This window comes from Actinoallomurus sp. NBC_01490, assembly GCF_036227085.1.
GTDB lineage: Bacteria > Actinomycetota > Actinomycetes > Streptosporangiales > Streptosporangiaceae > Actinoallomurus > Actinoallomurus oryzae.
Genome location: NZ_CP109433.1, coordinates 3905421 through 3930794, shown reverse-complemented (window position 1 = coordinate 3930794; position 25374 = coordinate 3905421). Strand labels below are relative to the sequence as shown.

Sequence of the window (25374 nt, the reverse complement as noted above, 5' to 3'; positions counted from 1 at the left end):
GGCGAAGGAGCACTCGTGACGGCCGAGCACGCCGACGCGGTCGTCGTCGGCTCGGGTTTCGGGGGCTCCGTCGCGGCCTACCGGCTGGCGGAGGCCGGTAAGTCCGTGGTGGTGCTGGAGCGGGGCCGTGACTACCCGCCCGGCAGCTTCGCCCGTACGCCGGCCGAGATGAGCCGGGCGTTCTGGGACCCTGCCGAGCAGCTCTACGGCCTGTTCGACGTGTGGAGCTTCAGCGGGTTCGACTCGGTCGTCTCCAGCGGGCTGGGCGGCGGTTCGCTGATCTACGCCAACGTCCTGCTGCGCAAGGACGAGCACTGGTTCGTCAAGGAGGAGGCGCTGCCCGACGGCGGGTACGAATGCTGGCCGGTGAGCCGGGCCGAGCTCGACCCGCACTACGACGCGGTCGAGGCCATGCTCGGTGCCACGCCGTACCCTCTGGACCATCCCGCGTTCGCCTCCACGCCCAAGACGCACGCGATGCAGGACGCCGCGGCCGAGCTCGGGCTCGACTGGCAGCTGCCGCCGCTGGCGGTCAGCTTCGCGCCCGAGCCGGGGGCCGCGCCGGGCCTGGGCCTGCCGCTGGCCGACCGGCCGTACGGCAACCTGCACGGCGCGCCGCGCGTCTCCTGCCGGTTGTGCGGCGAGTGCAACATCGGCTGCAACGACGGGTCCAAGAACAGCCTCGACCACACCTACCTGTCCGCCGCCAAGCACCACGGCGCCGACCTGCGCACGCTGCACGAGGTGCGGTCGATCCGGCCGCGCCCGGAGGGCGGCTACGAGGTCGACTACGTCGTGCACGACCCGCAGGAGAAGGCCCGTAAGCTGCCGCTGCACACCATCTCCTGCGACCGCCTGGTGCTGGCCGCCGGCACCTACGGCACCTCCTACCTCCTGCTGCGCGACCGGGAGCGGTTCCCCGGGCTGAGCCAGGCGCTGGGCACCCGGTTCTCCGGCAACGGCGACCTGCTCACGTTCCTGCTCCGGGCCAAGGACCGCGCCCGCATCCGCCCGCTCGACGCGAGCCGCGGGCCGGTCATCACCAGCACGATCCGGCTGCCCGACGAGGTCGACGGCGCCACCGGCCGCGGCGCCTACATCCAGGACGGCGGCTACCCGTCCTTCGTCGACTGGATCGTCGAGGAGGCCGACGTCACGCACGAGATCGCCCGCGTGGTCCGGATGCTGTTCGAGCGGTTCCGCGGGTTCATCTCCCACGCGCCGGAGACCCGCACCTCCAAGGAGCTGTCGGAGCTGATCGGCGACGGGGCGTTGTCGGTCAGCTCGCTGCCGCTGCTGGGCATGGGCCGCGACGTGCCCGACGGCGTGCTCCGGCTGCGGGGCGGCGATCTCGACATCCGCTGGAGCGCCGAGACCAGCGACGCGTACTTCACCCGGATCCGGGCCACGATGCAGCGCATCGCCCACGTGCTGGGCGCACGCTACGCCGACAACCCGATCTGGTTCCGCAAGCGGATCGTGACCGTACACCCGCTGGGCGGCGCCCCGATGGGCCGCCATCCGGGCGAGGGGGTCTGCGACCCGTGGGGTGAGGTGTACGGCCATCCGGGCCTCTACATCGCCGACGGGGCGGCGCTGCCGGGCTCGGTGGGCGCCAACCCGTCACTGACCATCGCGGCGCTGGCGGACCGCATGTCCACCCGCCTGCTCGAGACGACCGGCCACGCTCGCGTGAGCCCGGTCGGGGGGACGGTGAACGGCAGGGCGCGCGAGCCGGAGAAACCTGGGGGTTCCCCGGATCGCACGTCGCTGTCGTTCACCGAGGAGATGAAGGGGTTCTACACCGACGGGGAGAACGCTCCGGGAGCCGGAGAGGCAGCCGGACGGGAGGCCGGGCGCACGCTCGGTTTCCGGCTGACCATCACGGTCGACGACGTGGAGCGTTTCTTGAAGGAGCCCGAGCACACCGCTCAGGCCGAGGGATGGATTGACGCCGCCGGCTGCGGGGGCCGGCGTCAAGTCGAGCGGGGCTGGTTCAACCTGTTCTCGCCGGGAGACGCACCGGATCGCCGCCTGATGCGATACCGCCTGCACTTCACCGACGACAAGAACCGGCCCCGCACCCTTTCAGGCTGGAAGGACATCCGCCACCACCCGGCGAGCCGGGTCTGGCCCGACACGACCACCCTCTACTTCCGCCTGCTGGAGGGCCACATCCCGGACGGCGGTGACGACGAGGCCGCCATCGCGGGCGCCGGCATCCTGCACCTGAGCGTGGAAGACTTCGCCCGCCAGCTGACGACGTTCCACACCACCGGCCCGCACGGCCTGAGCGCCCTCGAACGCTTCGCCGGCTTCTTCCTCGGCGAGCTCTGGGACCTCTACCGCCCGACCGTTTAGGTCCTGTCGGCGAAGAGGAGGACCGGGAGCTCAGCGGGCCGTCGACGGCTCGACGGCGAAGACCTTGCCGGGATTGAAGATGCCCGCCGGGTCGAGGGCCTGCTTGATCGCGCGGTGCATGTCGAGGACCACGGGACCGGCCTCCTCCTCCAGGCCACGGCGCTTCAGCAGGCCGACGCCGTGTTCGCCGGTGACCGTGCCGCCGAGGCCGATCGCCTCGTCGACGATCCGCTCGAACGCCGCCTGGGCGCGCACACGCGCGGCGTCGTCGTCCGAGGGGGTGATCATCAGGGGGTGCAGGTTGCCGTCGCCGGCGTGGGCGACGTTGGCGATGTGGATGTCGTGTTCGGCGGCGATGCGTTCGATGCGTGCCAGCATCTCCGGGACCAGCATCTTCGGCACGCAGATGTCCTCGGTGAGCACCGGGCCGAGGCGTTCGACCGCTGGGTACGCGAGGCGGCGGGCGGCGAACAGCGCCTCGGCCTCCTCCGCGTCCGTCGACCGGGTGGTCCACGTCGCGCCCGCCGACTCGAAGCAGCCCAGCATCGCGTCGGCCTCCTCCTCACCGGCCTGGCCCGGAGCGTCGCACCGGCCGAGCAGGAGCACGTCCCCGCCGTCCGCGAGCCCCATGTTGCGCCACTCGTCCACCGCGCGCAGGCAGTGCCGGTCGATCAGTTCGAGCGCGCTCGGTACGATGCCGGCGGCGGCCACCGCGGCCACGGCCTCGCCCGCGGCGACCAGCGAGTCGAAGTACCCGACGACCGTACGCTCGGCCGCCCGCATTCCCCGCAGCCGTACGGTGATCTCGGTGATGATCCCGAGCGTGCCCTCGGAGCCGACCATCAGCCCGGCCAGGTCGTACCCGGCCACTCCCTTCGCCGTCCGCCGTCCGAGGCGTACGACGTCACCGCGCCCGACGACCGCCTCCAGGCCCAGCACGTAGTCACGTGTGACGCCGTACTTCACGCAGCACAGCCCGCCCGCGTTCGTCGCGACGTTGCCGCCGATCGTCGACCACGGCGCGCTCGCCGGGTCCGGCGGGTACCACAGCCCGTGCTCGGCGCACGCGCTCCGCAGGTCGTCGTTCACGACCCCGGGCTGCACGACGGCGAGCCGCTCGTCCTTGTCGATCTTCAGCACGGCGTTCATCGCCTCGAAGGAGACGACCACGCATCCGTCGAGAGCGTTGGCCCCTCCGGAGAGCCCGGTACCCGCTCCCCGGGCGACGACCGGAACCCCGCGTGCGGCGCAGCGGGCCACCACCTCACGGACGTCGGCCGTCTCGCGTGGCCGCACCAGCGCCGCCGGCCGGCCGTACGGCGCCCATTCCGCCTCATCGTGCGCATATGACGCCAACACGTCGGCGTCCCGGACCAACCGCCCGGCGGGCAGCGCACGTTCCAGCTCGGCCACCACTTCTTCGGACATCACCGCCATAAGTGGACACCTTATTGGACCGACCCCGAACCTGGGCGGGCGCCACTTCGCAACGGGACCACAAGCGGCCGATCCCCTGGCGCACGGCCGCCGACAATCCTACTATTTCGGTCGACAAAGACTACATAGTGGGGACCACCGGCATGGACTTGAAAAATGAGGCCGACTACGACCGGCTGCGCGCGACGCAGTGGCGGGCACGGAACACGATGTCCCGCCGAGCCCTGTTCCGTATGTCGGCCACCGTGGGCCTCGGTGCGGCGGTCGGCGGCATGGCACCGCGTCCGGCGGCGGCCTCGCGATCGGCGGCCGCCGCCACCGGGCCGATCGTCAAACCACTGCCGCCCGAGCTGTTCGTCGTCCACGGCAGCAATGCCGAGATGCGCTGGGAGGCGATGCGCGGCCAGGGTTACCACACCCCGATCGACCGGTTCTTCGTCCGCGACCACACCAGCACGCCGCTGATCGACGTACGGAGCTGGCGGCTGCGGCTCTTCGGCAGCGGCCTGCACGGCTCCCCCACGCTCGACCGCGCCGTCACGTTCTCCTACGAGGACCTGCTCGGCCTGCCGTCCCGGGAGATCAGCGCGTTCATCGAGTGCACCGGCAACGGCCGCGGCTTCTACACCACTCAGCAGAACCAGCAGGTCAGTGGCACCGCGTGGAAACTCGGTGCCGTCGGCGTCGCACGCTGGCGCGGCGTTCCGCTGTCGGTCGTGCTCGAACGCGCCGGCCTGACGAGACACGCCGTCGACGTCATGCCGCGCGGCCTGGACGCCGACTACGTCGACGCGGGCACGAACCACGGACGGGTACGCCGCCCGATCCCGGTCGCCAAGGCCCTGGACGACGTGCTGCTCGCATACGAGATGAACGGCCGGCCCCTGCCACCCGACCACGGCTTCCCGGTACGCGTGGTGGTGCCCTCATGGGTGGGCATCTCCTCGATCAAATGGGTCGGCGACATCGAGGTGTCCGACGCCCCGCTGTTCTCCCCGTGGAACACGCAGTACTACCGCCTGTTCGGCCCCGACTATCCTCCCGAGGGCAGCGCGCCGCTGACGCGCCAGGTGATCAAGAGCGCCTTCGAGCTACCGTGGGACGCGACACTGAGCGCGGGCCGTACGACCGTGCTCCACGGCCGGTCGTGGTCCGGCCACGGAGCGGTCCGCCAGGTGGAGGTGAGCACGGACGGCGGCGCGAACTGGCGACAGGCCCGCACGCACGGGCCGGGCAGACCCGGCGGGTGGCTCCGCTGGGAGTTCCCATGGCACCCCGACGGCACCGGCCCGCACACCCTGCTCGCCCGTGCGACGGACACCACGGGAACGACCCAGCCGGACACCGCCCGTTACAACACGCTCGGCTATCTCTTCGACGCGGTGGTGAGGCACCCGGTCACAGTGTCCTGAGCCGCGAAAACGACCGGCGACACCACCGAGCCCACCAGCACCCACATCGAAACCCCGCCGACCGCCGCCGCGGGCGGAACGCCGAGCCGCACACCGCACCCCTCCAGGTTCGCGGCTGCCCGCGTCACGGCCCGCCGGACCGCCGGTCGCGCCGCGCCTGCGGACAGACGCCTTGGGACTCGATGGGGTTCTGGGTGGCAGAACGCCGAACGGCAACGGCAACGGCAACGGCAACGGCAACGGCAACGGCTGAGTCTTGCCGCCGAGAAAGACCTGGCGTCCGGCCATGATCTGCTCAACGGCCGGCTCTCCATGGCACGAAGCCGGCGCGCTGCTCGTGGCGGGACGGCGACTGCCGCGCGGTGGCGTGCAGGCGCTGACCAACCGGACGCCGGCGCGGTGCGCGGCGACCCACCGAAGCGGCAAACCCACGCTCCAGTGAGGGGACGCCGAGACCCAAGCGTGGGTGCCGATCCCCGGCACGTTCGTACGTCCACCGGCCGCGGGGCTGAGACCCGCGGTTGTGAGGGGACCCCGCACCATGCCAGGCCCGGGTGAGGGTGCCCCTCACAGAACCGGCGAACCGGCGACGGGCGAGTATGCCCGCGTGGCGTCAGGACGTTGTGAAGGCGGGGTTGGTGCGCAGCCGGCCGACGCGGCGGGGCTTGCGCCGGGGGGTGCTGCTGCGGACCTCCGGAGCCCGGTGCTCGAGCGCGGCGCGGAGCTGGGCGCGACCGCGGTGGATGCGGCTGCGCACGGTGCCCATCTTGACGCCCAGGGTCGCGGCGATCTCCTCGTACGACAGGCCCTCGATGTCGCACAGGACCACCGCCGCGCGGTATTCCGGAGCGAGGGCGTCGAGTGCCGTCTGGATGTCGCCGTCGAGATGCTGGTCGTCGTACGCCTGCGCCGGGCTGGGCTCACGGCCGCGCAGCCGCTCGGCCGCGTCGTCGGCGAGACCTTCGAAGCGGATGCGCTGCTTGCGGCGGACCTGATCGAGGAACAGGTTGGTCGTGATGCGGTGCAACCAGCCCTCGAACGTGCCGGGTGTGTAGTTCGACAGAGAACGGAACACCCGGACGAAGACCTCCTGCGTGAGGTCCTCGGCGTCGTGCTGGTTTCCGGTCAGCCGGTACGCCAGGCGGTAGACGCGCGCGGAGTGTTCACGCACGATCCCGTCCCAGCTGGGCGGCGTCCATGCCGCCGAGTCAACCTTCACCTGTCACCCCCGAGAGTGGTGTGTATTTCAGAGTCTTGCGGGTGGGAGGTAAGAGCGATGTAAGGCCGCCGATCCCGTCTCACGATCTCAAGCATGGCAGCGCGCACCTCCTCGAACGTCGCCCGTCAGACGGGTCTTGGGTGGCACCTCGTCCACCGCGGGGCGGAGAGGGGCACCCGCCGCTTCATCCTCTGGAAGTAGAGGCACGCACATCCTCACCACTCCTTGATACGCCCGGAGTCCGCAAAAGGTTCACCGACTCGTGATCGAACTTTGACACAAGAGCGCCTCGACACTCGAGCAAACCAAGGCAACGACGTACCCAGGCAAACGAACCCCATGCCAGAAACCCCGGCGAATCCCAGAACCAACCCGCTGCCGACAGCCACGAAAGCCACCAGAAGACCACCGCGACGACAACCCAATGTCACGACCTGGACAACCCACCAACCACCGCAGAACCCACCGCACCACGAACCCACATCGAAAATCCCACGCAGACCACCCAAGCCCCACAGACGCAGAGGCCAACCCGAAGAGCCGAAAACGGCGAGCAACCACCGGAGGGGGCGCGGGGCACAGCCCCGCATCGGGGGTTCCAGGGGGTCGCCCCCCTGGAAAAACACAAGCGGGCCCAGGCGAAGCCACCCCAGAAGGGTGGCGAGCAGCCTGACCCGCCTCGGCTCCCCCGACTGGACTCGAACCAGTAACCTGCCGGTTAACAGCCGGCTGCTCTGCCAATTGAGCTACGGAGGATCGCGCGACGGCCGCTTCGTGCGGTCGTCCCGACGGCTTCCAAGGTTAGCGTATTCCAGGGGTGCTCGTTTCCTCCCCGACTGTCAGAGCGGACGGGGGGTATGTCTAACTCGACCGGCAGAGGAGATGGCCATGAAGTATCGCTTTGGGTTCCTCACGGGAGCAGCCGTCGGATACGTGCTGGGTACACACGCGGGACGAGAGCGCTACGAGCAGATCAAGCGGCTCTCCCGGCGTGTCGCGGAGAACCCCACCGTCCAGGAGGCCGCCGGCATCCTGCGCGCCCGGGCCGGCGAGCTGGCCGGCACGGCCCGGCAGAAGGTGGGCGACAAGGTGTACGACAGGGTTCCCGGCATGCACCGGGATCGCCAGGACACCGCCGGCATCAGCTGACCCGAAGCCACCCGGCCGGTGGACCCCACCCGGTCGTTCCTGATCCGGCAGGCCCACCGGTCGGATCGGCGATCCGTAGCGGTCCTGTGGCGGACCGTCACGCGCACGCCCGGCGTCCCTGCGACGTCGGGCGCCCTCCTCGGTGGGGTCCGAGACCCCACCGACCAGCGTCCGGAGGGACGTGCCACGAGGGCTGCCGGCTGCCGCCGTTCGGCACCCGGACACGAAGGCGATCGGCTCACATCCTTGAGCGGCACCACGGATCGCTGAGCTGATCAGAGACGCCCGGGTGGGACCCGGCGCGGGGTACCGGCCCGGCCCACCATCGCCCGATCCGGCGGACGCGGCACGGACCGGAGCACGGCCCCGCCCCGGGCGGGCTCGAAGAAGAGGACCGATGCAGTCGGCCGCAGGCCTCTACCGGCCCGCTTCACGCCGGTACGGCCGCCGCGCCCCCGCTGAGCCCATGAAGATCACCCGGGGCACACCGAGGCGCCCGCCGACCGCCGCCGGCGGTCAGGGAGGCTCACAGGCCCGTCTGGCGGCGGATCTCCTCCATCGCCTGCTCGGCCTGGGCGAGCAGGCCCGGGTCGGAAGGGTCCAGGCCCGGGTCGAAGACGAGTGTCCAGCGGGGCTCGCCGCCGCCTTTCGCCGGGCGCCGGGCGGCGATGCGGACGCCGCCACCGCCGGGCAGCTTCACGTGGGTGCTCACCACGACCGTCGCGGTGACCCGTTCGCGTACCGCCTCCGGGACCGAGCCGGGTTCGGACAGGTGGACGGAGTGCCGCGCGCCGCCGACCTCGCGTACGACGAGGACGCCGTCCCTCCACGCGGCCTGCTCGACGCGTTCCCACGGCAGGCGGGTGAATCCGGCGCCGTCCTGGAAGTGCAGCGCGGCGTCGGTCGCGACCGTCTCGCCGCTGACCGCCAGAACCCGTTCTCCCCTGCCGAGGGTCAGGCCGTCGGGCAGGTTCCGCCGCCGTGTCAGTCGCATGCGATCACGCTACCGCCCCATGGACGTCCCATTACCGGCGCGAGCGGCGATCCACGCCGATCCCGCCGCCCCCGTCGAGCGGAGTCCCGCTCGACGGGGGCGGCGGCGCCACGTCATGGGCATCGCCGCGAGCCGAGCAGGTCGAGGACGAGCGCGGCGGACCAGCTGAAGTCGTGGCTGCCACGGCCGGTGCCGTCGAACGGGTCGAAGCACTCGCGAAACCCCGACTGGCGTACGAGGCGCAGGGTCGAGCCCAGCAGCAGGTCCGCGACCGCGTCCAGGTGGTGGGTGACCGCGCCGAGCCACACGAGCCAGTTCGTGTTCACCCAGGTCGGGCCGCGCCAGTACGCCCCGCGGTCGAACACCGCCGACTGGACGTCGCAGGTCGGCACCGGATAGCCCGTCGCGCCGGCGAACCGCGCGGACAGCAGCAGGTCGGCCAGGCTCCGTACGATCGCCGCGGGCAGCTCCGGGTCCAGCAGCGGCACGAACCCGGAGATCGTCGCGGCGGGAATGAGCTCGTCCGTACGGACGTCGCGGGCGCGGAAGCACCCGCCGTCCCACAGCCGGTCGACCATCGCGCCATGGAATCCGCTGCGCGGCCTCGCGGTGCGGGCCCGGGTCGGCGCCGGCGAGCTCGGCGACCTCGGCCAGAGCGTGGGTCGAGGCGAGAAGGACCGCGTTGAACAGCGGATCCTCCACGACGAACGGGTGATCGTCGCGCAGGTACTCCGCCCGGTACCCGGCGTCGCGCATCGACCGTACGAGCGACACGTGCCGGTCGGCGACGGCGCCGTCGGCGCTCTGCTCCCGCGCGTACGGCGACAGGGGCGGCTCCACGGCCTGGAGCGGCCGGTCCCAGGCCGGGCTGTTCTCCAGCCCGGACTCCCATGGATGGCAGAGGCTGACCAGCCCGAACCCGGCGACGTCGCGCTCGCGTTCGAGGTAGGCGTGCTGGGCGGCGAGCCGCGGGTACAGCCGCGTCAGGAACGCCCGGTGCTCGCCCGCGCCGGAGCCGGGGCCCTGCGCGAGCCGCAGCGCGGCGAGCGCCTGCAACGGCGGCTGGGCCAGCCCGGAGGTCTCCACGCCGCGCGGGGCGTCCGGCTGGGCGCGGCTGCGCCAGAACTCCGGCCCCGGGAAGAAGGCGTTGCCCGCCACGCCGGAGCTGAACACGATGTGCGGCACGAGGCCGGTCGCCCACTGCCCGCGGAACACCGACAGCAGCTCGACCCGGGCCCGCTCGGGCCGGTGCCGGGCCAGCCCCAGGCTGACGAAGGCCGAGTCCCAGCTCCACTGGTGCGGGTAGAGCCCGGGCGAGGGAACCGTGGCCGTGCCGGTCCAGTTCGCGTCGAGCACGCGTGCGGCGGCCGCCCAGACGGTCGCCTCGTCACCCATGAGCCGCAGCCCCATTATCACAGCGTACGGAACGCCCGCACCGTCGGCGATGCCCGATCCGCCCAAAGTCCCGGAAATGGAGGAGAAGGGGCCGCCTGCCGTCGTTTCCCGGCGCCGGTCGCGGCTGTCGGGCCCCCGACGGATGACGTCCCTGCCGGGCGTCGCGACGAGCTCACGCCGGAGCGCCGGCTCCGCACAGGCTCACCCCGGGGCGCCGGCTCGGCGCAGCTCGACCAGCCGGGCCAGCAGTTCCGCCCGTTCGTCGGCCGGCTCCGAAGGGAACCGGGTGGGCCGGAACTCCTTGACGATCTCTGCTCCGGCGGCACGCAGATCGGCCAGATCCTCCAGCAGGGACTGCTGCACCTGCGTTACCCGATCGGCCGCGCCCACCAGGTCGGCGGCCTCACGCACCAGGTGCGCGGGAGTCTGCGCCACCGCGGCCGGGTCGCGGCCGGTCGCCGCGACCTGGCCCGGGAGCCCGAGGTCGGACCAGGTCACCCGCCAGCCGGGCCAGTGCTCCGCCGCACCCGGCCCCGGGTGCGGCAGAGGCCAGGCCGTCACCGTACGGGCCGCGACGTCGATCAGGGCCCCGCCGCGGACGTGCTCCACCCGGGGCAGAGTGGTGCCGGGCGCGGACCGCAGCGCCGTCACCAGATCCGCGCCCACGGTCATCACGCGGTCGATCGACCACAGGGTGCTGAAGTCCCGGACCTGGCCGTCGGAGAAACGGACCGTCAGGATCGTCTCGGCGTCCAGGTAGTAGGGGTCCGGATCGCCCTCGGTGATCTGGCGCCGCTGGTCCTGGAGGCTCGTCCGCGCCCCCATGAGCAGGGTGCCCTGGTTGAGCGTGGCCGTGACCTGGTCGACCGTCAGTTCCTCCGCCGGCTCGGGGACGGCGATCAGCCCCTCGGCGTCAAGGCCCAGGTAGGCGAGCACGTCGGCGTGTCCGCGGACCGCCCAGCGGATGTTCCACTCCGGCCACCGTTCGCCGACCAGCCGCAGCAGCGCCCGGCGCACTTCGAGGTTCACCCCGGCCGGGCAGTGCTCGCTCCAGAACAGCAGCGTCCGGGCGTCCAGGTCCAGCACCAGGGAGCCCTCACACCAGACGTCATCGGTCGGCTGGTCGCGCCGCTCCGTCGAAAGGATGAACGACCGCAGCCCCTCCGGACCCGTCAACGGGGCGGACGCCAGGGAGAGCGCCCCGAACTGGGAGTAGTGGATCCGATGTTCGCCCTGTTCCACGATGACGTAGTTCGCGCGATGGCCCATACCGTCCGATTGTGAGCGACGCGGTCGGCCCGGTTCGACCGGTTTTCGGACACGCGGCACGTCCAGGCAGAGCCGGGACGCGCGCGGCCGGCACCCCGGCCGACCGCGCCCCGGGCGGGTCCTACGCGAAGAGCGTCTCGCCCCAGTAGCCGCCCTTGCGCGGGCCCGGCGGGCAGGCGAAGACGCCGGAGCCGACGTGCTCGATGTACTCGTTCATGTGGTCGTTGCCGGCGAGCCTGTTCTGCAGCGCGACGAACTGCTTGCGCGGGTCCCGCTGGTAGGCGATGAAGAACAGGCCGGCGTCGAGACGGCCCAGCCCGTCGCTGCCGTCGGTGAACGAGTAGCCGCGGCGCAGGATCCGTACGCCGCCGTTGCTGTCGGGGTGGGCGAGGCGTACGTGCGAGTCGGCCGGCAGCTTGGCGAGCGGCACCGGATCGTGCTCGTGCTCGGCACCGTACGGGTTGCCCTCGCCCTTGGTGCGGCCGAAGGTGTCCTGTTGCTCCTTGAGCGAGGTGCGGTCCCAGGTCTCGATGTGCATGCGGATGCGGCGGACGACGACGTAGGACCCGCCGGCCATCCAGGGCGTGCCGTCTTTGGCCGAGGCCCAGACGTGCTCGTCGAGCGCCTTGTGGTCGTCGCCGGAGATGTTGCGGGTGCCGTCCTTGAAGCCGAACATGTTGCGCGGCGTCTGCTGGTCCGGCGTCGTGGAGGAGGTCTTGCCGAAGCCCAGCTGGGACCAGCGCACCGCGACGACACCGAACCCGATCCGCGCCAGGTTGCGGATCGCGTGCACCGCCACCTGCGGGTCGTCGGCGCAGGCCTGGACGCAGATGTCGCCGCCGCTGCGGTCGGGGTCCAGAGCGTCGCCCGGGAAGTGCGGCAGGTCGGCGAGGGCGGCCGGACGCCGCGCCTTGAGGCCGAACCGGTCCTTGCCGTCCTTCTCGAACAGCGTGGGGCCGAAGCCGACGGTGAGGGTGAGGCGCGACGGGGGCAGGCCCAGGGCCTCCCCGGTGTCGTCGGGCGGCGACTCCGGCAGGCCACCCGCGGCCGAGCCGTATGGACGCCCGGCGGTCAGCGCGGCGCCGGCCGCGGTCCACTCCTTGAGCATGCGGATCAGGCGGTCGCGATCGTCGGTGACGACGTCGAAGGCGGCGAAGTGCAGGCGGTCCTGCACGGGCGTGGCGATGCCGCTCTGGTGGGCCCCGTAGAACGGCACCGCTCCGTCGTCGGCGGGCTGCTCGACGGCCTGGGCGACGCTGACCAGGCCGGCGCCGGCCGCGGCGCCCGCGGCCAGCGTCGCACCCGAGTAGGCGAACAGCCGTCGTCTGGAGACCTCGGTCACTTGGCGACCACCCCCGCGAGCTTGGACAGCGGCTCGGCCAGGGCGTTCACCTCGTCCGACAGCTCCTTGCGCTGGTCCTTGCCGACGGTGTCGTAGGAGACGTACCCGTCGCCCTTCTCGTATTTGGTCAGCAGCTTCTGCACCTTGGCGAACTCGTCGGTCAGGTCGGAGGCCAGCCCGGCGTCCCGCTCCTGCACGACCGGCTTGAGCAGCTCGAAGGCCTTCTGCGCCCCGTCGACATTGGCCTTGAAGTCGCTCAGGTCGGTGTGGGAGAAGGTGTCCTCCTCACCCGTGATCTTGCCGGTGGCCACCTCGTCGAGCAGCTCCTTGGCGCCGTTGGCCATCGACGTGGCGGTGATCGACGCGGTGCCGACGCGGGTCTTCAGCGTCTCCAGGTCCTTGACGAGCTGGTCGGCGTACGGGCCCTCGCCCTTGAGCGACTTGGTCTTCCAGAGCGCCTTTTCGATCTGGTGCCAGCCGGTCCACTTGTCGCCCTGCTTGAGATCGGCCTCGCGAGTGTCGACCTTCGGGTCGATGTCGCCGAAGGACTCGGCCACCGGCTCGATGCGCTCCCAGCCGACGCGCGAGGGCGCGAACTCCGCCTTGGCGCCGGCGATGTCGCCCTTGGACACCGACGCGGCGAACTTCTTGGCCTTGGCGAGGGTGTCGTCGACCTGCTCACCGACGTAGGTGCGGTACGAGGCGACGGCGGCGTCCAGGCGCGGGTCGGCCGCCTTGCCCTTGCCGGTGACGGTGAAGGTCTGGGAGGGCCCCTTGCCGGTCATCCCGGCGCTGCACAGGACCTTGTACGTGCCCGCGGTGAGCGTGACGGTGATCTCCGCGCCGGTGCCCGGGCCGATGTTCTCCCGCTCAGAGACGATCTTGCCGTCGGGCGCGAGGATCTCCAGCTCGTTGACCTGGGAACCCTTGTTGGTGACCTTGAAGGTGGTGGCCCCGGCCGCGCCGCTCTTGGCGCCGACCTCGCACGAGGAGTCGGTGGCGGTGACCTCGATCGCGCCGCTCTTGCCGCCCGACGCGTCGTCCTTCCCGCACGCCGACAGCAGGGACAGCGAGGCGATGACCGCCCCCGCGGTGGCGATCAGGTGGGCAGGGCGCATGGGGTCTCCAGCGTGAGAAAAATGGGTTAGGTCTGCCTAACTTAGCCTCACCTAACCTCCGTTCGTCAAGCCGTGCGACTGAAGACCAGGTGCGAGCTTGCTCACCATTTCCCCGGAAACCGGACCCATGAAAGAGGATAAGCACCCCCACTACCTCACAGAACACCCCCGGCCGCCCTCGGAGGAAGGGCGGCCGGGGGTGTCGTTCGGCCGCGCACGGCCGCAGGACGAACTCGCGCGTTACTCCAGGTACTCCCGGAGCATCTGGGCGCGCGTCGGATGGCGCAGCTTCGCCAGCGTCTTGGACTCGATCTGCCGGATGCGTTCCCGCGTCACCCCGAACTCCCGGCCGACCTCCTCCAGCGTCCGCGGGTGACCGTCCGTCAGGCCGAAACGCAGCTGGATGATCCGCTGCTCACGGTCCGACAGCGACCCGAGGATGCCGTCGAGCTGGTCCTGGAGCAGGATGAACGCCGCGGCCTCGATGGGCACCACGGCGTCCGCGTCCTCGATGAAGTCGCCGAGGTCGGAGTCTTCCTCCCCGATCGGCGACTGCAGGGACACGGGTTCCTGGGCGACGCGCTGAATCTCGATGACCCGTTCGGGGGAAAGGCCCATCTCCGTGCCGATCTCCTCGGGGGTCGGTTCGCGACCGAGGTCCTGGTGGAGCTGGCGCTGCACCCGCACCAGCTTGTTGATGGTCTCCACCATGTGGACCGGAATCCGGATGGTCCGCGCCTGGTCGGCGATCGCCCGCGTGATCGCCTGGCGGATCCACCAGGTCGCGTAGGTCGAGAACTTGTACCCCTTGGTGTAGTCGAATTTCTCGACGGCACGTATCAGGCCGAGATTTCCCTCCTGGATCAGGTCGAGGAACAGCATTCCGCGGCCGACGTAGCGCTTGGCGATGGACACCACCAGACGCAGGTTGGCCTCGATGAGTCGTTGCTTCGCCCGGACTCCGTCGCGGGCGAGCTGTTCGAGGTCGTCGCGTTCACCGGGAAGAAGGATGGCCGCACCGGCCACCTTCTCCTCGGCGAACAGCCCCGCCTCGATCGATTTCGCGAGTTCGACTTCCTCTTCTGCCGTGAGTAGCGGCACGCGGCCGATCTCTCGCAGGTAGATACGGACCAGGTCGCTCGTCGGCGCGCGACGGGAGACATCGTCTCCGTCGACGCGCGCCGAGTCCTCGTGCGCGCTGCTGGACTCGAGGACTTCGACACCCTGCTCTCCCAGAATCCGGACGACTCGGTCCACCGAGTCGGCCGGAAGGTCAGAGCGGTCGAGCGCGGCAGCCACGTCGTCGACTGTGATTCCGCGCTCTCTGCCGCGTGCGACGAGGTCCGCCACCTGCTCAACCGACGGCGTCTCGCTTGGCAGCACTGAAGGGCCCACGATGACAGTGTGCGTCAAGGTGCCCGCGTAACGGGGGACCTATTTTTCGGTCACTTCCCTCACAACGAACCGATTCCACGCTCGCGCAACTTGTGTCTCTGCTGTTCAAGGGCCATGAGATCGCCGAACAGGCGGCGATGCTCCTCGCCGTGCTCGACCGGATTCAGCCGTCCTAGTTTGGACTGCAACTTGGCGATCTCGCGCGTTACCTGCACTTCCTGCAATCTGGACAGCTGCGATTGGGCGTATCGGTCGTCCGGAAGTCCGTTGTAGCGCAGCGGTTCCACGGCGAGACTCGTGACCAGGGCTCTGACCTCGTCATTCGGCGCGGCGTCCCGCAGCCGGCCGGCCCATTCCGGTCCGGTCGCGGCGGCGGTGCCCCCGAGCTCGGCGATCAGCCGGCAGACCGCCGCGTGGCCGGGAACGAGCATCGCGTCCGGCGCGACGGCGTCGAAGCCGGGCCCGAGCAGCGCCGGCCGCTGCACCGCGAGCTTCAGGGTCTCCCGCTCGACCCGGACGATCGGGTCGTTCGGGTCGTACGCCGGGGCGGCCGGCGGCGCGGGAGCCTCCGGAACCTCGGCGACCGCCCGGCGGCCCCGTGAGTCGCCGCGCCGGCGCGAGGCGTGCTCGCGGACCCGGCGCAGCACGAACTGCTCGTCCAGGAAGCCGGTCCACTTGTCCAGGTCGATGGCGTACCGGTCGCGCATGCCGCGGTCACGGATGCCCGCGATGATCGGCGCGGCGGCGTCGATCGCGGCCAGCCGCCCCTCGGTCGTGTCGAGGTCGTACTTCTCGATCGTCGCGCGGATGGCGAACCGGAACAGCGGCACCCGCGAGGCGACCAGGTCGCGCACGGCGGCGTCACCGTGCTTCATGCGCAGGTCGCAGGGATCGAGCCCGTCCGGCTGCACGGCCACGAACGTCTGGGCGGCGAACTTGTGCTCGGACTCGAACGCCCGCAGCGCGGCCTTCTGCCCGGCCGCGTCGCCGTCGAAGGTGAAGATGACCTCGCCGCTCGCCTCGTCCTGGTCCATGAGGAGCCGGCGCAGGATCTTGATGTGCTCGTCGCCGAACGACGTGCCGGAGGTGGCGATCGCGGTGCCGACCCCGGCCAGGTGGCAGGCCATGACGTCGGTGTAGCCCTCGACGATGACCGCCTGCCGCCGCCGGGCGATCTCCTTTTTGGCCAGGTCGGCGCCGTACAGCACCGACCCCTTCTTGAACAGCGGCGTTTCGGGGGTGTTGAGGTACTTGGGGCCGTCGTCGCGTTCCTCGAGCCGCCGCGCGCCGAACCCGACGACGTCTCCCGTGAGGTCGCGGATCGGCCAGATCAGCCGCCCGCGGAACCGGTCGATCGGCCCACGCCGCCCCTGGCTCGCCAGCCCGCCGGTGATCAGCTCCTTGTCGCTGAAGCCGCGCCCGCGCAGGTGGCGTACGAGCGCCTCCCATTCGTTCGGGGCGTAACCGACGCCGAACCGCTCGGCCTCCTCACGCCCGAACCCGCGCTCGGCCAGGAACCGCCGCCCGATCTCGGCGGCCGGGGTGAGCAGCCGCTCGGCGTAGAACTCGGCCGCGGCCCGGTGCGCCTCGACCAGCCGGGTCCGCTCCCCCTTCTGCCGCCCGGGAACGTATCCGCCCTCGGTGTAACGAAGCTGAACCCCCGCCTTGGCCGCGAGCCGCTCGATCGCCTCGGCGAACGACAAATGGTCGATCTTCTGAACGAAGGCGATCGCGTCGCCGCCCTCTCCACAGCCGAAACAGTTGCCAGTCAAAATGTTGTCTTCGAGGACAAAAGCATGACCCTCGTCGACAACGGCACAGAAGACTTCTTCGACCCGGTCGGTCTCTTCCACGGACTTGACCACCCAACCGCGCCGCGCGAACTTCTTCGCTGCGGACTGGAACCGGAAGCGGTGCTCATCGATGAGGAAGAAGTCGTCGGTCAAGTCGTCGTTGACGAAGTGGATCCGGAAGATTGAACTGGGCTCCCTGCCGGGGAACCCCTCCCTGACCTGCTCAGTGATGCCGTACGTGCCGATCCCCAGACGCGCGCAGAGGGCACGGACGTACTCCAGGACCTCCCGATCGGCACAGTGCAACATGACCGTACCGTCCTTGGCCACATGCCCGTCTGCGGCGACGTAGCCGGCAAGCCACCCGTAGAGGTATGGCCTTGATTCGTCCAGCGATGGGAGCTCTCTGAAGAACCTGGGCAGGTGATGAACCAGAAGCTGACCACGCCATTCGTTCACCCCACCGGACCCCACCGTCACGTGACTGAGCGGAAACCACTTCAGCAACTGGTGGTCTTTGATCGTGTCGAGAGTCGCCATACTTCCGGTGCCGTTGAGTGTTCCGTCGCCGAAAGTGATCCCATGCGCGATACCGAACGGTGAGGGCGTCGTCTGCTTGACGCGAGAGCCCGGGAAGACGTACGCGAGGCGATGGTCCGGCTTCAGGTCGCGGGTCGTCAGCTCGCGGTGCCAGTCGCGCTTCTTGCCCGCCCGGACGAACCAGCGGTGCTCGGCGGTGGCGTAGATCTCCTTCCGCTGACCGTTTCGCCCGAGAACGATGCGCATGAGCGGTTGGACGCCGAACGAGTAGAACGGGGCGTCGTGCCACTGGGCGTCGCGCCCGAGGATGCGGTGAGTGCCGCCCGCCAGCTCGCGGATCGGGCGCAGCCCCTCCCAGGTGAGCACGCGCGTCTCGCCGGCGAGGCAGTGCCAGAGGCCGTTTGAGACGTTGAAGGACGGGGACTTCTCGTCGTGGAACGGGCAGAGGCCCTTCAGGGCCCCGCCTCCGGCGTTGCGGAGCTGGACGTACTCCCCCACGACGGCGTCGATCGGTGACCGCTCGCGTACGAGTGCGATGTCCTCATCACGGATCCGGCCTGCCACGTCGGCAGTCTAGTCGCGCGGTGCCGCACGTGAGCCCCGCGCCCCACTATTCGCGACCACTGGACAAATCACGGACTTACGAGGTGTACTGGCTCAACTTCGGTGGGCCATAACGGATTCCGCCGGCTCTTGTCATCGGGTGCACGGGGACCCCGGCGACGCAATCCCGCACGTGACGGTCGGCCATTCACGGCCGTCGCGGTGAGCATGAGGTGTCGTTAGCGATGACCGAGGTCGTTCTGGACGCGGTGAACAAGGTCTATCCGGACGGCTTCCACGCGGTCCGCGACCTGACCCTGCGCGTACCCGACGGCGAGCTGTTCGTCCTGCTCGGACCCTCCGGATGCGGGAAGTCGACGATCCTGCGGATGGTCGCCGGGCTGGAAGAGATCACCTCGGGCAGTCTGTGGCTCAGCGGAGCGCTCGCCAACCATCTTCCGCCGCGCGAGCGGAATCTGGCGATGGTCTTCCAGAACGGCGCCCTTTACCCCCATCGAAGCGTCCGCGGCAATATCTCGTTTCCTTTGGAGGTCGCGGGCGAGAACGACGCCGACTCCCAGGCGCGGATCGTCGAACTGTCGCGCGCGCTCGGCATCGAGGAGACCCTTCACCGGCTCCCCTCGACCCTGTCCGGCGGTCAGCGGCAGCGGGTGGCGATGGGCCGGGCGCTGATCCGCCAGCCCGGGATCTTCCTGATGGACGAGCCGCTGTCCAACCTGGACGCGGGCCTGCGCACCGAGCTCCGCATGGAGATCGGCGCGCTCGTACGCTCCCTCGGCGTGACCACGCTGTACGTCACGCACGACCAGACCGAGGCGCTGACGCTCGCCGACCGTGTCGCGATCCTGCGCCGCGGCGTCCTGGAGGACGTCGGCACGCCGCAGCAGGTGTACGACGACCCGGCGACGATGTTCACCGCGGCGTTCCTCAGCGCCCCGCCGATCAACCTCGTCCGCGCGACGGTGCGCGCCGACCAGAACGACGGCGTCGTCCTGGGCATCGGCGACCAGCGGCTGAGCCTCCCCTGGTCCGACTCGCGGGCCACCGCGCTCGTGTCGCAGCACGGATCGTCCGTCACGGTCGGCATCCGCGCCGACGCGATGCGCCCGGACCCGGACGGTCTGATCTCCGGGCGGGTGCGGGCGCTGGAGTTCCACGGCCACGAGTGGCTGGCGCACGTCGAGGCGGGCGTGGTGCTCGTCGACGCGGAGGCGTTCCGCGACGACCAGCCACAGCAGACTCAGGAGGCGGGCCGGGAGAGCGTGCTGCGCCGGCTGCTGCGGACGACGGGACTCACGTCCGAGGAGGCCCCGGTCCACCCGGTCTCCCACGGCGGCACCCACCGCCGGTCCGACCTGGTCTTCCGCCTGGAGAGCCGGTCGGGCATCGCGGCGGGCGACACCGTACGCCTGTCGGTCGACACCGAGCGGATGCTCCTGTTCGGCGAGGACGGCCGCCGCGTCGACAAGGTCGATCGCTGACGCTTCCGGCACGACCGGCGCGCGGTCAGGTCACCGGGTCCAGGCGCAGTACGGCGGCGCGGCCGACGTGGGGCAGGATCTCCTCGACCGGCGCTTCCGGGGCGAACGGCAGCAGCGGGTCGCGGTACTCCACCTGGGGCAGGTAGGTCGCCAGGACGCGCGCGGCCTCGTGGCCCTCGACCATCACCGGCCTGCGTTCGGTGTCGGCGCCTCCCGGGCCGTCGCGTTCGACGCGGCAGCGGCCGGCGGCGACCAGGTTGCGCACCCAGTCGCGCGCCCGGGTCGCCGAGCACACGTACAGGCGGCCGTCGAGGGCGGTCACGTTGACGCCGAACGGTCTCGGCGCGCCACTGCGGCGTCCCACCACATCGATCACCCGCGCCACCGGCCTGCCGTCGGCGTACGGCTCCACCGGCCGTGCGCGGAGGTGTTCGATCATCTTCCGTGCGGCCTCATCCATGGCGACCCCTAACCGGTCCGTCGGACCACTTTGCCGTGGCGTACGATACGGTCCGCCGGACCGGTTGGGCAAGCGAGGGAGGGCCGCCGTGACGGAACGCGCCGACGCCGCCCGCAACCGCGCCGCGGTGCTCGACGCCGCCGACGCCCTGTACCGCCGCGACGACGCCGGCCGGGTGACCCTCGCGCGGATCGCCGAGGCCGCCGGCGTCGGCAAGGCCACCGTCCTGCGGCGTTTCGGCAGCGTGGAGGGGGTCGTCGAGGCCGTGCTCGCGCCTCGGGTCGCGGCGCTGCGGGACGCGGTGACGACCGGCGACCCGCCGCTCGGTCCCGGCGGAGCGGCCGGCGAGGCACTGCACGCGTACGTGGACGCCCTGTTCGACTTCGTCCTCGCCAACCGGACGCTCATCCGCGCGCTGGAGCACAGCCGCCCCGACGCCTACTACGCGAACCCGGCGAGCCGGTTCTGGGTGGAGGAACTGACCCGCCGGATCGGCGCCGCCGAGCCCACCGCCGACGCGGGCTACCTGGCCCACGTCGTGTTCACCGCGCTGCGCGCCGACGTCGTCGACTACCTGCGCGCCGACCAGCGGATGAGCACCGGGCGCCTGCGCGCCGGGCTGCACTCTCTCGTGGGCCGCGCGGCGGGCTGACGGCGATGCCGGTCAGCGGTCTTCAGCGCACGCCCTGGGACTCCTCGAGGTAGGCCATGACGCCCGCCGGCTCCTCGGCGAAGAAGACCAGGCTCGAGAGGGGGCACGGCAGAAAACCCTCGTCCTCCATGCGCCGGAACTGCTCCTTCAGGCCGTCGTAGAAGCCCGCGCTGTTCAGCAGCACCAGCGGCTTGTCGGTCTGCCCGTGTTTCTTCAGCTCCAGGATCTCGGTCGCCTCGTCCAGCGTTCCGGTGCCGCCCACCATGATCACTACCGCGTCGGCCTTCTCCAGCAGCAGCCTCTTGCGCTCGGCCAGGTCCCGCGCGACGACCATGTCGTCCACGCCGGGCCGCACCTTGTCGACCAGGAAGCTCACCGAGACTCCCATGAGCCGTCCGCCGGACCGGTGCACCCCGTCCGCCACGACCTTCATCAGGCCCGTGTCGGAGCCGCCCCAGACCAGGGTGTGCCCGCCCTTTCCGATGAGTTCCGCCAGCTCACGGGCGGGTCGCGTGTAGGTCTCGGAAAGGTCGGCGGCGGAGAGGAAGACGCAGATGTTCATGCGGACACCGTACGGCCCACCGGGCGATCGGCCGAATGATGAGACATGTCCTCTCATGCTGTGGATATTCGCCCGGAGGGACCCGGTCCGCTCAGGGCGTGGATCCGTTCCTGCGGCGCAGCTCGTCGCCGAGGGCGCCGATGCAGTTCGCGAGTTCCTTGTTGGACAGCTGGGCCGGTGGCTTCCCGCAGCCGGACACGGTCGGGGTGGTCTTCCCGCCCGGGTTGGGCGTGCTGGAGACGTTCACCGTGCGCGGGCTGGTGCGCCCGGTGATGGACAGGTCGACGTAGAACTCCGTCAGCCCGCGCCGGACCCCGTACACGCGCCACATGTCGCCGCCGAGCGGGGTGAACTCCTCCAGGCGCCCGCCGGTGTTGAGGAACGTGGGGTCGACGCCGCGTACGGCGTCGGTCGCCTTGTTCGTGAGGGCGTTGAGGTTGGCCACGTTGGGGTCGCCGTCGGGCAGGACGTACAGGTCCATGGGGTTGAGGCGGCCGTCGGCCGCGGCGTCGGCCGGGGCGACGGCGTAGGCGATGAAGGCCTGGCTCTTGCTGGCGTTCGGCGTCAGCGGGGTGACGTAGTACAGGTGGTCGCCGGGACCGCGGAGCAGGTACTCGGAGGTGTTGCTGCCCTGGACGTCGTCGACGGTGGGTTTGAACCCGAAGGACGCGCGTGACCTCCACTTGCGGCCGGCGGCCCACTCGGTGGCCTTACGCTGCAGCACGGTCAGGCTCTCGGGGTACGCGGGGCCGGGCAGGTCCCCCGCTCGCACCGTACGGCGGTAGGCGGCGTGGACGCCGTGGTCACCGGTGACGATCAGCACGCCGGCGGCGGTCATGACGCTGCGGTTCTTGAACGCGACCTGCCGCTTGACCGGGATGACGATGACGGGCCTGCCGTTCTGGCAGTAGCCCCAGACGTCATCGTCGTCCCACAGCAGGTCGGGGTACTTCTCACCGAGCCAGTTGGGCAGGCTGTTGCCGCGGGCGCCGTGGAAGGCGCGGTCGAAGTCGCCCGGGGCGAAGCGGCACGCGACCTTGACGGTGTTGGAGGCGCCGTCCCAGGACGCGATGCCGTAGGTCGGGGTGGCCTTGCCGGAGCCGTCGAGGACCGCGGTCCAGATGCCCGGCCCGCTGTCGCCGCCGGGTTTCGGGGGCGCCCCGTACAGGTAGGTGAGGGTGTCCTCCCAGAAGTCGACCTTCGGGGCGGGCGAGGCGGCGTGGGTCATCATCTGCTGGGCCGAGGCGTAGGAGGACGTGCGGCCCTCCCAGGCGGCGATGCCGGACAGCTTGTCGACCTGGACGCAGCCCCGTACGTCGGCGGCGCCGCGGTAGGAGCATCCGCGCTCGCCCTGCTTGGCACCGCGCATCAGGTAGCCGAGCGAGGCGGGAGGGTTCGCGCCGTCGGTGATGTGCCAGGTGGTGGCCCGGTTGTAGTAGCGGCCCTCGTCCTTGTCGTTGTCCCAGACCACCCGAAGGAACGGCACGACCAGCACGCCGATCGCGGCGATGACGGCCACGGTGGCGACGGGCACCGAGGCGCGGAACCCGGTGGCATAACCGTCGTCGCCGGTGACGGCGATGACGGCGGTGCCGATGAGGCCGACGGCGACCCAGAACCAGAACAGCCCGGTGGCGTGGCTCAGCGAGCCGCCGGGCAGCCACATGCGCTGCACGACGGTGAGCCGCCACCACTGCGACCACGTCCCCATTCCGGAGAGCCCGTACCGGAGGAGGATCCAGACCAGGAACGCGCCCACGGGCATCCACGCCCACCAGAGCAGGAGGAAGGGGAGCCGCGCCTTCAGGAAGTTCATGCTGCAGCCTTACGGTCGAGGGGTGCGGTCCTGATTTATCACCGATCGCCCGGGAGGGCTCCCGGGGCACGATCGGAACGGGCCGCGTCGCGGATCGACACCGGGGCGTGTTCTTGGACCGCGCGTTCGCCTCCACGGTTCCAGCGGACGTTGTTGCTCCCGTGAAATTCCGGTTACGTCGCCGGGCGGCCCGTTCTTCTGCCAGGTCGTCCGGGGTTAGCGTCGCCGTGTGCTGATCACGCCACACGAGCGGGAGCGCCTGCTGATCCACGTGGCGGCCGGGCTCGCTCGCGACCGCCGCGGCCGAGGGCTGCGGCTCAACCACCCCGAGGCGACCGCGGTCATCGCCGCGTACGTCCTGGAGGGCGCGCGTGCCGGCCGCGGGGTCGCCGACCTCATGGAGACGGGCCGCACCGTGCTCACGCGCGAGGACGTGATGGACGGTGTCCCGGAGATGCTGGAGTCGGTGCAGGTCGAGGCGACGTTCCCCGACGGCACCAAGCTCGTCACCGTCCACCGGCCCATCCCGTGACCGAGGGAACCGAGGACACCGTCCCCGTGGTCGCTCTCGCTCGCCGGGTCGTACGCGGGCCGCGCCATGACCGAGCGAAGCGAGGGAATCGAAAGACGCGCCCCTGTGGTCACACCCTCCGACGAAGGAGGAGTCATGACCGAGATCTCGCGTGAGCGCTACGCCCGGCTGTACGGGCCGACCGCGGGCGACCGCGTGCGCCTGGCCGACACCGACCTGTTCATCGAGGTCACCGAGGACCGGAGCCGCGGGGCGGGCGCGGGCGACGAGGTGGTGTTCGGCGGCGGCAAGGTCGTCCGCGAGTCGATGGGCCAGGGGGTCGCCACCCGGGCGGAGGGCGCGCCCGACCTGGTGATCATCGGCGTCGTGGTGCTGGACCACTGGGGCGTCGTCAAGGCCGACGTGGGGGTGCGCGACGGCCGGATCGCCGCGATCGGCAAGGCCGGCAATCCGGACACGATGGACGGGGTGCACCCGGACCTGGTGATCGGGCCGTCCACCGAGATCCTGGCCGGCAACGGCAAGATCCTCACCGCCGGGGCGGTCGACTCCCACGTTCACCTGATCTGCCCGCAGCTCGTCGCGGAGGCGCTGGGCGCCGGGGTGACGACGCTCGTCGGCGGCGGCACCGGACCCGCCGAGGGCACCAAGGCGACGACCGTCACGCCCGGTTCGTGGTACCTGGCCCGGATGCTGGAGGCGATGGACCCGTACCCGGTCAACGTCGCGCTGCTCGGCAAGGGCAACACGGTCTCGGAGGAGGCCATGTGGGAGGCGCTGCGCGGCGGCGCGTCAGGGTTCAAGCTGCACGAGGACTGGGGGTCGACCCCGGCCGCGATCGACGCGTGCCTGCGCGTCGCCGACGCCTCCGGCGTGCAGGTGGCGCTGCACACCGACACCCTCAACGAGGCCGGGCACGTCGAGTCGACGCTGAACGCCGTCGGCGGCCGGTCGATCCACGCGTACCACACCGAGGGCGCGGGCGGCGGGCACGCCCCGGACATCATCACGGTCGCCGCGCACCCGAACGTCCTGCCGTCCTCCACGAACCCGACCCGGCCGCACACGGTGAACACGCTCGACGAGCACCTCGACATGCTCATGGTGTGCCACCACCTCGACCCGTCGGTGCCGGAGGACCTGGCGTTCGCCGAGTCGCGGATCCGCCCGACGACCATGGCGGCCGAGGACGTCCTGCACGACCTGGGCGCGATCTCGATGATCGGCTCGGACTCCCAGGCCATGGGCCGCATCGGCGAGACCGTGCTCCGCACCTGGCAGACCGCGCACGTGATGAAGGGGCGCCGCGGCGGGCTCGACGACAACCTGCGCGCCCGGCGCTACGTCGCCAAGTACACGATCTGCCCGGCGATCGCACACGGCCTGGACGCGGAGGTCGGCTCGGTGGAGGTGGGCAAGCTCGCCGACCTGGTGCTGTGGGACCCGGCGTTCTTCGGCGTACGGCCGCACGTGGTGCTGAAGGGCGGCATGATCGCCTGGGGCCGGATGGGGGATGCGAACGCCTCGATCCCGACGCCGCAGCCGGTGTTCCCGCGGCCGATGTGGGGCGCCACGGCGGCGCCCGCGACCTCGGTGCACTTCGTCGCGCCCGCCGCCCTGGACGACGGGCTGGCCGACCGGCTCGCCGTACGCCGGCGGCTCGTCGCGGTCGGCGACACCCGGCGGCTGGGCAAGGCGGACATGCCGCTCAACGACGCACTGCCCGAGATCGAGGTCGATCCGGACACGTTCACCGTGACCGTCGACGGCGACGAGATCGAGCCGGCGCCCGCGGCCGAGCTGCCGATGGCCCAGCGGTACTTCCTGTTCTGATGGACGTCGCGCCGCTCCTCCCGCCTGATCGCGGCGACGCACAGAACCGC

At 70.9% G+C, this 25374-nt stretch carries 19 protein-coding genes, 1 tRNA gene and 1 pseudogene; 7 read left to right on the top strand and 14 right to left on the bottom strand.

The genetic code is table 11. From position 1 onward, the window contains the following. Nucleotides 1–15: 15 nt before the first annotated feature. A complete protein-coding gene (locus tag OG417_RS18855) occupies nucleotides 16–2361 on the top strand; it encodes a GMC family oxidoreductase (protein WP_329257468.1) in 2346 nt (781 codons plus the stop codon). Between the two features lie 30 nt (nucleotides 2362–2391). On the opposite strand, the gene OG417_RS18850 is transcribed toward OG417_RS18855, so the two are convergent. Further along, nucleotides 2392–3789: an FAD-binding oxidoreductase gene (locus OG417_RS18850; RefSeq protein WP_442875753.1), complete on the bottom strand. Its 1398-nt coding sequence runs from the start codon at nucleotides 3787–3789 to the stop codon at nucleotides 2392–2394. A gap of 152 nt (nucleotides 3790–3941) precedes the next feature. Between OG417_RS18850 and OG417_RS18845 the strand changes: the two genes are divergently transcribed. Further along, nucleotides 3942–5210 (top strand): sulfite oxidase, encoded by a 1269-nt coding sequence (locus OG417_RS18845; protein ID WP_329257462.1) that lies wholly within the window; start codon nucleotides 3942–3944, stop codon nucleotides 5208–5210. Nucleotides 5211–5823: 613 nt separating this feature from the next. Here OG417_RS18845 and sigE read toward each other — a convergent pair. Continuing rightward, nucleotides 5824–6429, bottom strand: coding sequence for an RNA polymerase sigma factor SigE (gene sigE / locus OG417_RS18840; protein ID WP_329257460.1), 606 nt, complete (start codon nucleotides 6427–6429; stop codon nucleotides 5824–5826). 683 nt (nucleotides 6430–7112) lie between these two features. Beyond that, nucleotides 7113–7185, bottom strand: a tRNA-Asn gene (locus tag OG417_RS18835). A 132-nt stretch (nucleotides 7186–7317) separates the two neighbouring features. On the opposite strand from OG417_RS18835, the gene OG417_RS18830 reads away from it, so the two are divergent. Further along, a complete protein-coding gene (locus tag OG417_RS18830; protein WP_329257458.1) occupies nucleotides 7318–7578 on the top strand; it encodes a YtxH domain-containing protein in 261 nt (86 codons plus the stop codon). Nucleotides 7579–8104: 526 nt separating this feature from the next. Here the strand turns inward: OG417_RS18830 and OG417_RS18825 are convergent. The 8 genes and pseudogenes from OG417_RS18825 to dnaG form a co-directional block, all read right to left on the bottom strand. Further along, nucleotides 8105–8572, bottom strand: a complete 468-nt coding sequence (locus OG417_RS18825) for a hypothetical protein (protein ID WP_329257456.1) — start codon at nucleotides 8570–8572, stop codon at nucleotides 8105–8107. A 113-nt stretch (nucleotides 8573–8685) separates the two neighbouring features. Continuing rightward, nucleotides 8686–9150, bottom strand: a complete 465-nt coding sequence (locus OG417_RS18820) for an MGH1-like glycoside hydrolase domain-containing protein (protein WP_329257453.1) — start codon at nucleotides 9148–9150, stop codon at nucleotides 8686–8688. 70 nt (nucleotides 9151–9220) lie between these two features. After that, nucleotides 9221–9967 (bottom strand): annotated as a pseudogene (locus OG417_RS54345) (MGH1-like glycoside hydrolase domain-containing protein); the annotation flags it as partial. Nucleotides 9968–10168: 201 nt separating this feature from the next. Next, a complete protein-coding gene (locus tag OG417_RS18815) occupies nucleotides 10169–11236 on the bottom strand; it encodes a hypothetical protein (protein WP_329257451.1) in 1068 nt (355 codons plus the stop codon). 121 nt (nucleotides 11237–11357) lie between these two features. Beyond that, the gene (gene efeB, locus OG417_RS18810; RefSeq protein WP_329257448.1) at nucleotides 11358–12578 is read right to left on the bottom strand and encodes an iron uptake transporter deferrochelatase/peroxidase subunit; all 1221 of its coding nucleotides are present in this window, start codon (nucleotides 12576–12578) and stop codon (nucleotides 11358–11360) included. Further along, complete coding sequence (gene efeO / locus OG417_RS18805) at nucleotides 12575–13696, bottom strand: iron uptake system protein EfeO (RefSeq protein ID WP_329257444.1); 1122 nt, start codon at nucleotides 13694–13696, stop codon at nucleotides 12575–12577. Before efeO ends, efeB begins: the two co-directional genes overlap by 4 nt. Nucleotides 13697–13936: 240 nt before the next feature. After that, complete coding sequence (gene rpoD / locus OG417_RS18800; RefSeq protein ID WP_329262384.1) at nucleotides 13937–15079, bottom strand: RNA polymerase sigma factor RpoD; 1143 nt, start codon at nucleotides 15077–15079, stop codon at nucleotides 13937–13939. A gap of 71 nt (nucleotides 15080–15150) precedes the next feature. Next, on the bottom strand, nucleotides 15151–17988 hold the full coding sequence (gene dnaG / locus OG417_RS18795) for a DNA primase (RefSeq protein WP_329257441.1): 2838 nt from the start codon (nucleotides 17986–17988) through the stop codon (nucleotides 15151–15153). Nucleotides 17989–18212: 224 nt separating this feature from the next. Between dnaG and OG417_RS18790 the strand changes: the two genes are divergently transcribed. Next, entirely contained in the window at nucleotides 18213–19469 is a 1257-nt protein-coding gene (locus OG417_RS18790; RefSeq protein WP_329257439.1) for an ABC transporter ATP-binding protein, read from the top strand. A 25-nt stretch (nucleotides 19470–19494) separates the two neighbouring features. Here OG417_RS18790 and OG417_RS18785 read toward each other — a convergent pair whose 3' ends face one another. After that, nucleotides 19495–19929: a hypothetical protein gene (locus tag OG417_RS18785; protein ID WP_329257437.1), complete on the bottom strand. Its 435-nt coding sequence runs from the start codon at nucleotides 19927–19929 to the stop codon at nucleotides 19495–19497. A gap of 88 nt (nucleotides 19930–20017) precedes the next feature. On the opposite strand from OG417_RS18785, the gene OG417_RS18780 reads away from it, so the two are divergent. Further along, entirely contained in the window at nucleotides 20018–20581 is a 564-nt protein-coding gene (locus OG417_RS18780; RefSeq protein ID WP_329257434.1) for a TetR/AcrR family transcriptional regulator, read from the top strand. Nucleotides 20582–20603: 22 nt separating this feature from the next. Here the strand turns inward: OG417_RS18780 and OG417_RS18775 are convergent, their stop codons facing one another. Further along, on the bottom strand, nucleotides 20604–21143 hold the full coding sequence (locus OG417_RS18775; RefSeq protein WP_329257431.1) for a TIGR00730 family Rossman fold protein: 540 nt from the start codon (nucleotides 21141–21143) through the stop codon (nucleotides 20604–20606). A gap of 91 nt (nucleotides 21144–21234) precedes the next feature. After that, nucleotides 21235–22959, bottom strand: coding sequence for a hypothetical protein (locus OG417_RS18770; protein ID WP_329257428.1), 1725 nt, complete (start codon nucleotides 22957–22959; stop codon nucleotides 21235–21237). Between the two features lie 229 nt (nucleotides 22960–23188). Here OG417_RS18770 and OG417_RS18765 point away from each other — a divergent pair, with 229 nt between their 5' ends. Together OG417_RS18765 and OG417_RS18760 are read left to right on the top strand one after the other, a co-directional pair. Beyond that, a complete protein-coding gene (locus tag OG417_RS18765) occupies nucleotides 23189–23491 on the top strand; it encodes an urease subunit gamma (RefSeq protein ID WP_329257425.1) in 303 nt (100 codons plus the stop codon). Between the two features lie 135 nt (nucleotides 23492–23626). Then, nucleotides 23627–25324: an urease subunit alpha gene (locus OG417_RS18760; protein WP_329257422.1), complete on the top strand. Its 1698-nt coding sequence runs from the start codon at nucleotides 23627–23629 to the stop codon at nucleotides 25322–25324. Nucleotides 25325–25374: the final 50 nt, after the last annotated feature.

Coding starts and splice junctions, on each gene's coding strand:
- OG417_RS18850 (WP_442875753.1), bottom strand. CDS start 3,789: ATGTCCGAAGAAGTGGTGGCCGAGCTGGAACGTGCGCTGCCCGCCGGG.
- OG417_RS18845 (WP_329257462.1), top strand. CDS start 3,942: ATGGACTTGAAAAATGAGGCCGACTACGACCGGCTGCGCGCGACGCAG.
- OG417_RS18830 (WP_329257458.1), top strand. CDS start 7,318: ATGAAGTATCGCTTTGGGTTCCTCACGGGAGCAGCCGTCGGATACGTG.
- OG417_RS18825 (WP_329257456.1), bottom strand. CDS start 8,572: ATGCGACTGACACGGCGGCGGAACCTGCCCGACGGCCTGACCCTCGGC.
- OG417_RS18820 (WP_329257453.1), bottom strand. CDS start 9,150: ATGGTCGACCGGCTGTGGGACGGCGGGTGCTTCCGCGCCCGCGACGTC.
- OG417_RS18815 (WP_329257451.1), bottom strand. CDS start 11,236: ATGGGCCATCGCGCGAACTACGTCATCGTGGAACAGGGCGAACATCGG.
- efeO (WP_329257444.1), bottom strand. CDS start 13,696: ATGCGCCCTGCCCACCTGATCGCCACCGCGGGGGCGGTCATCGCCTCG.
- OG417_RS18790 (WP_329257439.1), top strand. CDS start 18,213: ATGACCGAGGTCGTTCTGGACGCGGTGAACAAGGTCTATCCGGACGGC.
- OG417_RS18785 (WP_329257437.1), bottom strand. CDS start 19,929: ATGGATGAGGCCGCACGGAAGATGATCGAACACCTCCGCGCACGGCCG.
- OG417_RS18775 (WP_329257431.1), bottom strand. CDS start 21,143: ATGAACATCTGCGTCTTCCTCTCCGCCGCCGACCTTTCCGAGACCTAC.
- OG417_RS18770 (WP_329257428.1), bottom strand. CDS start 22,959: ATGAACTTCCTGAAGGCGCGGCTCCCCTTCCTCCTGCTCTGGTGGGCG.
- OG417_RS18760 (WP_329257422.1), top strand. CDS start 23,627: ATGACCGAGATCTCGCGTGAGCGCTACGCCCGGCTGTACGGGCCGACC.